Source organism: Acidobacteriota bacterium (assembly GCA_039030395.1).
GTDB lineage: Bacteria > Acidobacteriota > Thermoanaerobaculia > Multivoradales > JBCCEF01 > JBCCEF01.
The window spans coordinates 154,499-166,710 of the sequence record JBCCEF010000007.1 but is presented as its reverse complement, the minus strand read 5'-3'; the positions used below and the strand labels follow the sequence as shown (position 1 = coordinate 166,710).

11 protein-coding genes are annotated in these 12,212 nt (G+C 62.9%); 7 read left to right on the top strand and 4 right to left on the bottom strand.

What is annotated here, in order from left to right; translation table 11 throughout:
- Positions 1-36: 36 nt before the first annotated feature.
- Positions 37-618 (bottom strand): YqgE/AlgH family protein, encoded by a 582-nt coding sequence (locus AAF481_09585; protein ID MEM7481414.1) that lies wholly within the window; start codon positions 616-618, stop codon positions 37-39.
- 150 nt (positions 619-768) lie between these two features.
- On the opposite strand from AAF481_09585, the gene acnA reads away from it, so the two are divergent.
- From acnA to AAF481_09565, 4 genes are all read left to right on the top strand, one after another.
- Entirely contained in the window at positions 769-3,561 is a 2,793-nt protein-coding gene (gene acnA / locus AAF481_09580; protein MEM7481413.1) for an aconitate hydratase AcnA, read from the top strand.
- A 473-nt stretch (positions 3,562-4,034) separates the two neighbouring features.
- Complete coding sequence (locus AAF481_09575) at positions 4,035-6,167, top strand: TonB-dependent siderophore receptor (protein ID MEM7481412.1); 2,133 nt, start codon at positions 4,035-4,037, stop codon at positions 6,165-6,167.
- A 147-nt stretch (positions 6,168-6,314) separates the two neighbouring features.
- Positions 6,315-6,686, top strand: a complete 372-nt coding sequence (queD, locus tag AAF481_09570; GenBank protein ID MEM7481411.1) for a 6-carboxytetrahydropterin synthase QueD — start codon at positions 6,315-6,317, stop codon at positions 6,684-6,686.
- A complete protein-coding gene (locus AAF481_09565; GenBank protein MEM7481410.1) occupies positions 6,683-7,390 on the top strand; it encodes a radical SAM protein in 708 nt (235 codons plus the stop codon). Before queD ends, AAF481_09565 begins: the two co-directional genes overlap by 4 nt.
- A gap of 105 nt (positions 7,391-7,495) precedes the next feature.
- Here the strand turns inward: AAF481_09565 and AAF481_09560 are convergent, their stop codons facing one another.
- Together AAF481_09560 and AAF481_09555 are read right to left on the bottom strand one after the other, a co-directional pair.
- A complete protein-coding gene (locus AAF481_09560; protein ID MEM7481409.1) occupies positions 7,496-7,849 on the bottom strand; it encodes a hypothetical protein in 354 nt (117 codons plus the stop codon).
- A 48-nt stretch (positions 7,850-7,897) separates the two neighbouring features.
- Positions 7,898-8,287 carry a hypothetical protein gene (locus AAF481_09555; protein ID MEM7481408.1) on the bottom strand — a complete coding sequence of 130 codons (390 nt, stop codon included), beginning with the start codon at positions 8,285-8,287 and terminating at the stop codon, positions 7,898-7,900.
- 351 nt (positions 8,288-8,638) lie between these two features.
- Here AAF481_09555 and AAF481_09550 point away from each other — a divergent pair, with 351 nt between their 5' ends.
- Positions 8,639-9,910 carry a citrate synthase gene (locus AAF481_09550; GenBank protein MEM7481407.1) on the top strand — a complete coding sequence of 424 codons (1,272 nt, stop codon included), beginning with the start codon at positions 8,639-8,641 and terminating at the stop codon, positions 9,908-9,910.
- A gap of 90 nt (positions 9,911-10,000) precedes the next feature.
- Here the strand turns inward: AAF481_09550 and AAF481_09545 are convergent, their stop codons facing one another.
- Complete coding sequence (locus AAF481_09545; protein MEM7481406.1) at positions 10,001-10,297, bottom strand: PGPGW domain-containing protein; 297 nt, start codon at positions 10,295-10,297, stop codon at positions 10,001-10,003.
- Between the two features lie 381 nt (positions 10,298-10,678).
- On the opposite strand from AAF481_09545, the gene AAF481_09540 reads away from it, so the two are divergent.
- Positions 10,679-11,146, top strand: a complete 468-nt coding sequence (locus AAF481_09540) for a Fur family transcriptional regulator (GenBank protein ID MEM7481405.1) — start codon at positions 10,679-10,681, stop codon at positions 11,144-11,146.
- 52 nt (positions 11,147-11,198) lie between these two features.
- Positions 11,199-12,209: an extracellular solute-binding protein gene (locus tag AAF481_09535; protein MEM7481404.1), complete on the top strand. Its 1,011-nt coding sequence runs from the start codon at positions 11,199-11,201 to the stop codon at positions 12,207-12,209.
- The last annotated feature ends 3 nt before the right edge of the window (positions 12,210-12,212 follow it).

Genomic DNA, 12,212 nt, shown 5'->3' with positions numbered 1-12,212 from the left:
TTCAGGATCCGTCGCTGGATCTCTTCCCGGGACCTCTCAGTTCGCGCTGCCTTGACCGACCGGCGACCAGCTCGGCAGGGAATTCGGATCCACTCCAACGGAGGCGAGCGCATCCTCCCACATCCGGCTCGGGGTCGGCGAGAAAACGAACTCCGGCACCACCGGCGCGATCAGCCAGTCGTTGCGCAAAATCTCTTCGAGCAGTTGGCCTTCGCCCCAGCCGGCGTAGCCGAGGTACAGGCACATCCGATCCGGCGGCGTGCGCGAGAGTTCGCTCAGGACCGCCACCTGCTGGGTGAGGGACAGTCCCTCTAGCAGCTCATGGCTGGCCTCCGGTGGACCGACCGGCCCGGCGCCGTAGAGCACCGTACCGATCTGCCGCTCGACCGGCCCTCCGAAATGCGCTAGTTGGTCCGGCATACCGCTCCAGTGAAGATCCAGGCCGGCGAGCACTTCGCGAATTTCCAGCGGCGCCTCGCGGTTGAGGACCAGTCCCTCGCTGCCCGCTTCGGTGTGGACCGTCAGCAGGATCACCGTGCGCTCGAAGTCGGGATCCTGCACCTGCGGCATGGCGATCAACAGCACCGGAACGTTCAACTCCAGGCGGTTTTCGCTCATCGGATGGAATTGTAGCGCGCCTTTCGGCCGAGCTTCGGCGGCCTGTGCCGAGCGCTTGGTCTACAATCGCGAGGAGGCTCCCTCAAGGGGCACGACGACCCTTTCGGGGAGAACCTAAAGTCCCTGGATTTGATATTGGAGACACCACCTATGCCGGACCCCACCTCCCCGAACACCTTTGGTACCCACGGCCACTTCGAGGTCGGCGGCAATCGGTTCCGCATCGCGCGGCTACCGGCCCTGGAAGATCGTGGACATTCGATGGCGCGCCTGCCCTACGCCCTCAAGATCCTGCTCGAAAACCTGCTGCGGCGGGAGGATGGGGGCGCCGTCACCATCGACGACATCAAGGCTCTGATCGCCTGGCAGCCGAACGCCAGGCCGGCCACGGAGATTGCCTTCATGCCGGCGCGGGTTCTGCTCCAGGACTTCACCGGCGTGCCGGCGGTGGTCGATCTCGCCGCCATGCGCGACGCGATGGGTGATCTGGGAGGAGATCCCACCCTGATCAATCCCATGCAGCCGGTGGAGCTGGTGATCGACCACTCGGTGCAGGTGGACGCCTACGGCCGCGAGGCGGCACTGCTGATCAACTCCGAGAAGGAGTACGAACGCAACCGCGAGCGCTATGCCTTTCTGCGTTGGGGCCAGCAGGCCTTCGACAATTTCAAGGTGGTGCCGCCGGAGACCGGCATCGTCCATCAGGTCAACCTCGAATACCTGGCCCGCGGTGTGATGGTGGACGCCGGCGATGATCATCCCTTCGCCTATCCGGACACCCTGGTGGGCACCGACTCGCACACCACCATGATCAACGGCCTGGGCATTCTGGGCTGGGGGGTCGGCGGCATCGAGGCCGAGGCGGCGATGCTCGGCCAGCCGATCTCCATGCTGATCCCGCAGGTGGTCGGTTTCCGCATGACCGGCGAGTTGCCGGAGGGAGCGACGGCGACGGACCTGGTGCTGACGGTCACCGAGCAGCTCCGCGCCAAGGGGGTGGTCGGCAAGTTCGTCGAGTTCTTCGGGCCCGGATTGAGTCAGCTTCCGCTGGCGGACCGGGCCACCATCAGCAACATGTCGCCGGAGTATGGCGCCACCTGTGGCCTGTTCCCGGTGGACGACGTGGCGATCGAGTACATGCGCTTCACCGGTCGGCCGCAGGAGGTCGTCGAGCGCACCGAGGTGTACTTCAAGGAGCAGGGCATGTTCCACACCCCGGACAGCCCTGAGGCTGAGTACACGGACACCCTGGAACTGGATCTTTCCACCGTCGAGCCGTCCATGGCGGGCCCCAAGCGGCCGCAGGATCGCATCTTCCTGGGCGCCGTCAAAAATTCCTTCCTCGATGGTTTGGACGATCTGCGGGGCGGCTCGAAGGGTCAATCCAAGGGCAAAGCCGGCAGGCTGAACGTGGTGGACGGCGCGGGCGGCGGCACGGCCGTCGCAGTCGCCGCGCCCAAGGTGCTCGCCGACGGGGCCGTTCAGGTGACCCGCGGCGACGAGACCTTCACGATCACCGACGGCTCCGTCGTGATCGCCGCCATCACCAGTTGCACCAACACCTCCAACCCATCGGTGATGGTGGCCGCCGGCCTGGTGGCAAAAAAAGCCATCGAGCTGGGCCTGGAGGTCAAGCCGTGGGTCAAGACCAGCCTGGCGCCGGGCTCCAAGGTGGTGACTCGCTACCTCGAGGAGGCCGGCCTGATGGACTATCTGGAAGGCCTCAGATTCCACCTGGTGGGCTACGGCTGCACCACCTGCATCGGCAACAGCGGCCCCCTCGATCCGGAAATCTCCGAGGGCATCCACGCCGGTGGCCTGGTGTGCGCTTCGGTGCTCTCCGGCAACCGCAACTTCGAAGGCCGCATCAGCCAGGACGTGCGCGCCAACTACCTGGCCTCGCCGCCGCTGGTGGTGGCCTACGCTTTGGCCGGCCGCATCGACATCGATCTCTACAACGAGCCGCTGGGAACGGATCGCAACGGCGAAGACGTCTTCTTAAAAGACCTCTGGCCTTCCCAGGAAGACATCCGCATCACCGTCGGCGCCGCCCTCCAGGCGGAGATGTTCAAGGACGAGTACGCCAGCGTCTTCGATGGAGACGAGCGCTGGCGTTCGCTGCCGGTGCCGGACGGCGAGACGTACGCCTGGGCGGAAGACTCCACCTATGTCAAGCAGCCGCCCTACTTCGACGGCATGGGCACCGAGCCGGATGCTCTGCCGGAGATCCGCGGTGCCCGGGTGCTGGCACTCCTCGGCGACAGCATTACCACTGACCACATCTCCCCGGCGGGCGCCATCAAGGCCGACAGCCCGGCCGGTAAATACCTCCAGGAGCACGGCGTGGCGCCTAAGGACTTCAATTCCTACGGCTCCCGGCGCGGCAACCACGAGGTGATGATGCGCGGCACCTTCGCCAACATCCGCCTGCGCAACCAGCTCACGCCGGAGATCGAGGGTGGCTGGACTTTGTACCTGCCGGATGGCGAGCCGATGACCATCTTCGACGCCGCCATGAAATACCGCGCCGAGGGCACCCAGCAGATCGTCCTCGCCGGCCGCGAGTACGGCACCGGATCGTCCCGCGACTGGGCCGCCAAGGGGCCGAACCTCCTCGGCGTGCAGGCGGTGATCGCCGTCAGCTACGAGCGCATCCACCGCAGCAACCTGGTGGGCATGGGGTTGGCACCGCTTGAATTCCTGCCGGGCGACTCGCCGGACTCTCTCGGCCTGAACGGTCACGAGCTGTACGACATCGAGGGCCTCGCCGAAGGCGTCGAGTCCAACTTCGCCGGCGGCCGCGAAGTCACCGTCACCGCCCGGCCGGAAGAGGGCGAGGCGATCGAGTTCAAGGCCAAGGTCCGCCTCGACACGCCGCAGGAGATCCAGTACTTCCGCCACGGCGGTATCCTGCACTACGTGCTCAGGCAGTTGCGGGGGTAGGAGGGGCCGTTCTCCACAGCCTTTCACTGAGGGTGCTTGCGTACTTGCGCCCGTGGGGAGTTTCCCCCTCTCGCTCTTCGGGCTAAGGTGTTGCGTAGGCCTAATCCCCTGAACATAGGGGTGTTTACTCCTTTTCTCTTTAGAACCGGTGGGCCGTAGACCTAGCGTTCGGACCTGGTGATTGACAAATAGGACCAATTTGGTCCATGATCCTCGCGACCCCCTGTCTCTGCGAGCGTTCTACTAGATCTCCTGGCTTCTCCAATTCAGTCTCAGTACGGGGTCAACATCCGTTCACCATTCTGATCGAGTGGGCCTCGCCCATCGCGGAGCGCCGGTAGCAAACATCCGATCGTGAAGACGTCACGCAATTTACCCCCACACCACAACGAGACCAAGGCACTTGGCTCATTTCGGAGATGTATATGTTAGCAAGAACGCCCGTTCGTCTACTCGTTGTCGCAGTGTTGTTCATGACACTCATACCCTCAGCAGTCACCGCTCAGGCCCAGGAAGAGTCCACTCCTCCGCGAGAGGCTCAAGACGGCGCCGTAGAAGACGAGAAGGCTGCCCCTGACGAGGTGGTGGAAGAAGAAATCGCCGTCGTAGGCAAATACCTGTATGCCGACAAGGTCAAAGCCCTCAAGACACCGACCCCAATCATCGACGTGCCGCAGAGCCTGTCGATCACTACCGAGGCCCAGCTCGACCGACAAGGCTTCACGAGCATCGGTGAAATCGTGAACTACACCCCGGGGGTCAACACGTCCCAGGGTGAGGGCCACCGCGACGCGATCGTCTTTAGAGGGGTGCGCTCAACGGCCGATTTCTTCATTGACGGGGTTCGCGACGACGTGCAGTATTACCGCCCGCTCTACAACCTCGAGCAGGTGGAGATTCTTCGCGGTCCGAATGCACTTCTCTTCGGCCGCGGTGGCACCGGCGGAATTCTGAACCGCGTCACCAAGAAGGGCTTGATCGGAGAGTCTTTCTCGAGTTACCAGGCGCGCTCCGATTCCTTCGGCGAGTTTGGCGTTCAGGTCGACGGCAACTTCGGCTCCAGCGACAAGCGAGCCTTTCGCGTCAACGCTCTCTACGAAAATCTCGACAATCATCGCGACTTCTACGACGGCGAGCGCATCGGCATCAACCCTACCGCCAAATTCGAGCTGACGCCGTCGACAACCCTCGATGTGTCGTACGAGTATGCTGATCATCAGCGATTCGTTGACCGAGGCATTCCGACGGGATCCGACGGACGCCCCGTCGAAGCCCTCGAAGACATCGTTTTCGGTGATCCCGAGCTCAACACGACCGAGCTCGAAGCCCACCTGCTTCGCGCGAGTCTCGAGCACAACTTTTCGAGCCGCCTCAAGGGCAACTTCAGCGCCTTCTATGGCGACTACGACAAGCTCTACCAGAACTTCTACGCCAACGACTATGACGAAGCGACGAACATCGTCGAGCTGGACGGCTATGTCGACACCACACAGCGTCAGAACCTGATTTTGTCCGGGGATCTGATCGGAGAGTTCGACACCGGCGGTCTGCGCCACACGGTGATCGTCGGCACGGAATACATCGATACCTCGTCGGATCAGAATCGATTCAACTCGTTTTTCGACACCTCCGCTGCGGACGGTACGAGAACGGATCGGGCGGAATTCTTCGCAACTCGCGACATCCTGCGAAATGGTGTGGGCGTTCTGGCCGACGGCCGAATCGCGACCAACAGCTTTTCGACGGATCTCAACGACGATACGCGGGTCGGCGTCGAGGTCGTTTCGGTCTACGTTCAGGACGAGATCGAGCTTTCGGACAAGTTCGACGTGGTGATCGGCGCCCGATTCGACAGTTTCGACATCGAAGTCTTCAACGTGCCGGCGAACGACATCCGGACACGGACCGACGAAGAGGTTTCGCCGCGTCTAGGCTTGGTCTTCAAGCCGCAGGAGAACGTCTCTCTTTACGGCAGCTACAGCGAATCCTTCCTGCCGCGCAGTGGTGAACAGTTCGCCAACATCAACGGCGACAACAATCGCCTGGATCCGAACACCTTTGCCAATCTTGAGGTAGGTGTGAAGTGGGACCTCAGTCAGCGCCTGAGTCTGACAGCCGCGCTGTTCGAGGTTGAACAGGAGTCGCCGGTGGTTTCGGACTCGGACGCTGGAACCTTCGACGTGATCGAGACCTCGGTCGACGGGTTCGAGGCGCAGCTCCAAGGACAGCTGACGGATCGATGGTTCATCGCCGCCGGATACAGCTATCTGGATGGCGAACAGGCGAACGGAGTGCGTCGGCCGCGCGAATTGCCCGAGAATATGTTCTCGCTCTGGAACAACTACGAGGTGACGAGCCGGTTTGCCCTGGGAATTGGGTTGACCTACCAAGATGAAAGTTTCATCAACAACAGCAATAGCGCGGTGCTGCCGAGCTATACCCGAGTGGACGCGGCGGCCTACTACGACGTGTCCGATACGCTGCGGGTTCAGCTCAACATCGAAAACCTGACCGACGAGCTGTATTTTCCCAACTCACACAGCACGCATCAGGCGACCGTGGGCGCGCCTCTCAACGCAAGCCTGTCCGTCAGAGGGCGGTTCTAGCCTGCTAGCGCCTTCCTAGCCGAGAGAGCCAGGGGACCTGTGGCCACACAGGGACCTTGGCTCTCGAAGCGAAACCCCAGCGAGGCCGAAGCGGCTCGGAAACCGGCGGTCCTATGTAGAATCGTCTAGTCTGGATCGCGCTTCGCCATGTACACCATCTTCAAGGACTTCACCTTCGCCGCCGCCCACTTCATCGTGGGCCACACGGGCGGCTGCGAAAACCTCCACGGCCACAACTACCGGGTGCGGGTGTACGCCGCTGCCGAAACCCTCGATGAGTTGGGCATGGTGGTGGATTTCGCGGACTTGAAGGCGGCGATGGCGGAGGTGGCCGGCCCCTTCGATCACCGGGTGATCAACGACATCCCACCCTTCGATAGGCGAAGCACCACCGCCGAAAGCCTGGCCTCGTACATCCACCAGCAAATCTCCGGCCGCCTCGGGTCGGACGGACGGGTGACGGTGCCGCGGGTCGAGGTGTGGGAGAACGATACCTCCTGCGCCATCTACCAGCCATGACCACGGTTGTGGCAGCACCGGCCTCCTCTGTCCTCGAGCTACCGCCGGAAGAGCGCCTCAAGATCCACGAGGTGTTCTACTCGCTGCAGGGCGAGTCCACCGCCATCGGTCGCCCCTGTGTCCTGATCCGCCTCACCGGCTGCCAGATGCGCTGCCGCTGGTGCGACACCACCTACAGCTTCTACGAAGGCGACTGGCGGTCTCTCGACGACCTGCTGGCGGAGGTCGAGGAGATCGGCTGTCCGCTGGTGGAGGTCACCGGCGGCGAGCCTTTGCTGCAACCGGGCGCGCTGCCGCTAATGCGGGAGCTGTGCGACCGCGGCTACGAGGTACTCCTCGAAACCGGAGGCGGGGTGGACATCGGCGCCGTCGATCCGCGGGTGCGGCGCATTGTGGACGTCAAGTGCCCCGGCAGCGGCGAGGCGGAGAACTACCACTGGCCGAATCTCGACCTGCTGACGCCGCTGGATGAACTCAAGTTCGTGTTGGCGGACGAAGGGGACTACCGTTGGGCGCGGGAGCTGATTCGGACGATGGAGAAAGACGGCCGCCTGGCGTCCGTCCGGGCGGTGCACCTGTCGCCGGTTCACGGTGAGCTGGAAGCCACCGATCTCGCCGATTGGATCATGCGCGACCACCTGCCGGTGCGCCTTCAGTTGCAGCTCCACAAGCTTCTCTGGGGCGCCGAAACTCGGGGCGTGTAGTCCTCACCAGTCCGTGGTGAGAATCCTGCGGTTCGTCTCACGCTAGGTCAGGGGTGTCGGTCCATTTCCGCGCCGCCTAGGCGATGCACACTGCAGAAAAGCTTTTCAGTGGATGGCTTCCGAAAAAATCCCTACGCTGACTGGAGGACAGGGGGCGTTCACCCAACGCCAACCCTCCTTCAAGAGCGCCACCAGGTCTGCGAGTTCCTCGAGCGATAAGGCCAACATGACGCGTGCCGACTCGATCTGCAAGAGCATGACCTTCTCGCGGCTGGTCTTGGACTTTTGAGCGCGTTGGATGTCGAAGAAGAAGCTCGCGATGGTGTGGAGTTCTTGCGGACGGGCAGTGAAATACGCCGTGCCGATCTGAAATCCCAGCGTGCCGCACTCCAGGCACTGAGTGAGGTGCCCCGCGCCGGCTCGGTAGCTGCGAGTGGCGCATTCGCTTCGGTCACACATGTGGAACCTGCTCCGAGAACGGTGCTGACAAAGGGGAGAGCATTGTGCCTAGGGGGTCTCCGCTGTTTGGAATTCTGGAGGCCGCCAGCGGGTGGCCTCGCGGTTCGCAGCCCACTCGATGGCCCGGTGCTCTGATGGCGCGCCGGGCCAGGCCACGGGCCGGAGGTCGGCGAAGTTTTGATCTGGCGCCGAGAGTTTGTCCCACAGGGCGAGACAGGCCCGGTATTCGGGGAGCGCCAAGGAGTGGCCGGTCGTCGAGTCAACGAACACCGGATGACTGTCGAGCACGGGCCGTGCGGAGAGCCTGCTCTCGCCCAGCGCAATGGGCAAGGTAGAAAGGAGAGCGAAGAAGAGCGCAACGGCGCCGAAACCGGCGTAGAGCCGCAACACCGGCTTAAGGCTGGTAAAGCGACCATGCACGCCGGGCCGGGCGTTCAAGAGACCCGCTCCTCAGAGCCAGCGACATCGCTGCCGGCGGGCGAAGACGGGCGACCTGTGTTGATCTGCTCGGTACTCATTGGACTCTTCCTTCTCTTTGTTGAGATGTAGTCTCAACTGAGTGCCTCTTAATACTGGACCAAACTGGTACAGTTTGTCAAGGTCGCCCTACCCTGGAAGGGGGGTGAGCGCCGCCGGTCGGCCGGCACTCCGCCTTGCGGAGAACTGTCCGGGCCGGTAGACTCAGCGCGGTGATTCCTTTACGAGGGATAATCGTCGAAGCGCGCATAACGCCCCGTCCGGCTGTCCTTTGCAGCACATCGCAGCGCAGTTTTTGAATTCGGAGTTTTCATGAGCACAGCGAAACTGACTTTTGAGGGTCAGGAGATCGAGTTCCCCGTCGTCGAAGGTACGGAGGGCGAGAAGGCGATCGACATCGCCCGCCTTCGTGCGAAGACGAAGGGTGCGATCACTCTCGATCCGGGCTACGGCAATACCGGTTCCTGCTTGAGCGCGATCACCTTTATCGACGGCGAGAAGGGCGTGCTGCGCTACCGCGGTTATCCGATCGAGCAGATCGCCAAGTCTGCCGACTTCTTGGAGGTCTGCTTCCTGTTGATCCACGGGCACCTGCCGAGCCGGCAGGAGTACGACGCCTTTCGCCACAACCTGACGTACCACAGCCTGCTCCACGAGGACATGAAGAAATTCTTCGAGGGCTACCCGCCGACGGCCCATCCGATGGCGATTTTGTCGTCCATGGTGTCGTCCCTTTCGGCCTACTACCCGGAAGAGGAGTCGGAGGACATCGACGCCAACGTCGTTCGGCTACTGGCCAAGATTCACACCATCGCGGCCTTCTCCTACAAGAAGACGATCGGTCAGCCCTTCATGTACCCGCGCAACGACCTGGACTACTGCTCCAACTTCCTCCGCATGATGTTCGGGGTGCCGGCGGAAGAGTACGAAGTGCCGGTGGTGCTGCGCGAGGCCCTCAATCTGTTGCTCATCCTGCACGCCGACCACGAACAGAACTGCAGCACCTCGACGGTGCGGATGGTCGGCAGCAGCGAGGCGAACCTGTTCTCCTCGATCGCCGCCGGCATCAGCGCCCTGTGGGGACCCCGCCACGGCGGTGCGAACCAGGCGGTCATCGAGATGCTGCAGCGCATCCACGCCGACGGCAGCGACTACCAGAAGTACATCGATAAGGCGAAGGACAAGGAAGATGAATTCCGCCTGATGGGCTTCGGCCATCGGGTCTACAAGAACTTCGATCCGCGCGCCCGCATCCTGAAGGCGACGGCGGACAAGGTGCTCGACGCCCTGGGGGTCCACGATCCGCTCTTGGACATCGCCAAGGAACTGGAGACGGTGGCCTTGAACGATGAGTACTTCGTCGAGAAGCGCCTCTACCCGAACGTCGACTTCTACAGCGGCATCATCTACCGTGCGATGGGCATTCCCACCCAGATGTTCACGGTGATGTTCGCCCTCGGCCGTCTACCGGGCTGGATCGCCCACTGGCTGGAGATGCGCTCGGCGCCGTACAAGATCAACCGGCCGCGCCAGATCTACACCGGCGAAACGGAGCGGAAGTATGTTCCGCTCGATCAGCGATGAGGCCGTTCGAGCGGCTCTAGTCTTGCGGCAGGCTGACTTTGCGGCGAGTCGTTTTGACGGCTCGCCGTTTTTCGTTGAGGCTGGTGGAGACTACAGGTTCCGCCCCAGCCGTCGGCGGATCTTCGAACGGAACGTCTCCATCTTCTCGAGTAGGGAAGGCCAGCGCTGGAGGCCGCGCTGAATCCAGCGGTGGATCGCGCCGCTGACCACCGACAGCAGTGCCAAGCCCACGGCGATGGTCAGGATGCCTTGAATGCCCGGCAGCACCAGGCCGGCGACCCCGATCAGGACCAGAATCCAACCGACGGAAAACAGCAACACCCGCATCCAGGGTGAGATGTCGCCGGTCGCGGTGGCGCCGCCGCCGATTGCCGCAGAGGCCTGCATCGAGTCCGAATCGAGCAGTGAAGAATCCCCGCGCCGTCGATTCGGAGCGTCGGGCGAATCGGAACGTGCCCGCGGAGAGACTGCATTGCGGGCGGGCGGGGGAGGGGCCGATTCAGTCATTGCGTCTTACCTACGTGCTTCTACTGTAACCGGTTTTTGGTCCGCTCTCTTCCCGCGGCGCGGTGGCAATGCCGTGAACTCCCTCCCGACCCTGCTGGTCAACGCTGTGAGAATCCGTTCCGGCCCAGCCGGTTGACAAACAGGACCAGAACGGTCCAGAATCGATTTTGGTTCTTGAGAGGTAGTCTCAACTAGCGCAGCTAGTGCTTGGTGAGGCCTGGGCCGAGGTAGTCTTCGGTGGAGGAGCGGGGATCAGCGAGTATGAAACATCAGAGGGAGCGAGAGCAATTCGTTCAGGGCGTGCGCCAGCGGGGCCTCCGCATGACCGCCGAGCGTCTCGCCCTGTTCGATGAGATCTTCTCCCATCACGGTCATATCGACGCCGACCAGCTCCTCGCCACGCTGCGCGAGAAAAGCGCCAAAATCTCCCGCGCCACGGTTTACCGTACCCTCGATCTGCTGGTCGAGTGCGGGCTGGTTCACAAGCATCGCCTAGGCCGCAATCGATTCCTCTACGAACACATCCACGACGGTCTTGGCCACAACCACCTGGTCTGCGCAGAGTGCGGCCGGGTGGCGGAGTTCGTCAGCCCGGGAATCAGTGCGCTGCAGAGCGAAATTTGTCGCGCCCACGGCTTTTTGCCATCGCGGCACACTCTGCAGATCACCGCTGTATGCGCAGACTGCGGGGGTGACGGTGACCAGGATTCCTCTCGCAACGGAACCTAGTGATTCATCCGGGCGCAGCCCGAACTCATTCGTATCTCTTGGAGAAACCGCTTTGAAAACTTTGCGCTGGATTCCGGCCTTAGCCATACTCTGTCTGACCGCCTGTTCCCCCGCCGCCACTCCACCGGTGGAAGAAGAGGTAGAGCAAAACGTCACCGTTTACTCGGGCCGCAACGAGAGCCTGATCGGCCCGCTCCTGGCTCGCTTCAAGGAGCAGACCGGCATCACCGTCGACGTGCGCTACGGCGACACCGCGGAACTTGCCGCCACCCTGCTCGAAGAAGGCGCCGCAACGCCGGCGCAGGTCTTCATTTCGCAGGATGCCGGAGCCCTCGGAGCGGTGGCCGCACAGGGTCTGTTCAAAACCCTACCGGCGGACGTCACCGGCCGCGTGCCGGCCCGCTTCCAAGACCCCCAGGGCCGCTGGGTGGGGGTGTCCGGCCGCGCCCGGGTGGTGGTCTACAACACGGCAAGCACGACTCCGGAAGAGCTGCCCCAAAGCCTGGCGGCGGTCGGTGAAGAGCGCTTTGCGGGCAAGTTCGGGGTGGCGCCCTTGAACGGGTCTTTCCAGGCCCACATGGCGGTGGTGAAGGTGGCCGAAGGCGATGAGGCGCTGGAAGCTCTCCTCGCCGCCATCGCCGGCAACGATCCCCAGCGCTATCCCAAGAACAGCGCCATCGTCGAGGCGGTGATCCGCGGCGAGGTGGATTGGGGACTGACCAATCACTACTACCTGTGGCGCGCTCTGTCGGAGAATCCCGAGGCGCCGGCGAAGAACTACTTCATGCCCGAAGGGGCCGCTTCATCCTTCGTCAACCTGGCCGGTGCGGGAGTGCTCAGCGAGGACGAGGCTACTCTGGAACTGGTCCGATTCCTGGTCTCCGATGAAGCACAAAGCTATTTCGCGGACGAGACCTTCGAGTATCCCCTCGTCGCCGGGGTGGCCGCTTCCACCGATCTGCCGCCCCTCGACGGTGTCGAGGTGCCGGACGTCGACTTCGCACAAGTTGCCGACGCCCTGCCGGCGACTCTCGAAGCGATTCGCGCTAGCGGCCTCGAGTAAGGC

Excerpts from the sequence above, each read along its gene's own strand:
- AAF481_09585 (MEM7481414.1), bottom strand. The coding sequence starts at position 618 with ATGAGCGAAAACCGCCTGGAGTTGAACGTTCCGGTGCTGTTGATCGCC.
- acnA (MEM7481413.1), top strand. The coding sequence starts at position 769 with ATGCCGGACCCCACCTCCCCGAACACCTTTGGTACCCACGGCCACTTC.
- AAF481_09575 (MEM7481412.1), top strand. The coding sequence starts at position 4,035 with ATGACACTCATACCCTCAGCAGTCACCGCTCAGGCCCAGGAAGAGTCC.
- queD (MEM7481411.1), top strand. The coding sequence starts at position 6,315 with ATGTACACCATCTTCAAGGACTTCACCTTCGCCGCCGCCCACTTCATC.
- AAF481_09565 (MEM7481410.1), top strand. The coding sequence starts at position 6,683 with ATGACCACGGTTGTGGCAGCACCGGCCTCCTCTGTCCTCGAGCTACCG.
- AAF481_09560 (MEM7481409.1), bottom strand. The coding sequence starts at position 7,849 with ATGTGTGACCGAAGCGAATGCGCCACTCGCAGCTACCGAGCCGGCGCG.
- AAF481_09550 (MEM7481407.1), top strand. The coding sequence starts at position 8,639 with ATGAGCACAGCGAAACTGACTTTTGAGGGTCAGGAGATCGAGTTCCCC.
- AAF481_09545 (MEM7481406.1), bottom strand. The coding sequence starts at position 10,297 with ATGCAGGCCTCTGCGGCAATCGGCGGCGGCGCCACCGCGACCGGCGAC.
- AAF481_09540 (MEM7481405.1), top strand. The coding sequence starts at position 10,679 with ATGAAACATCAGAGGGAGCGAGAGCAATTCGTTCAGGGCGTGCGCCAG.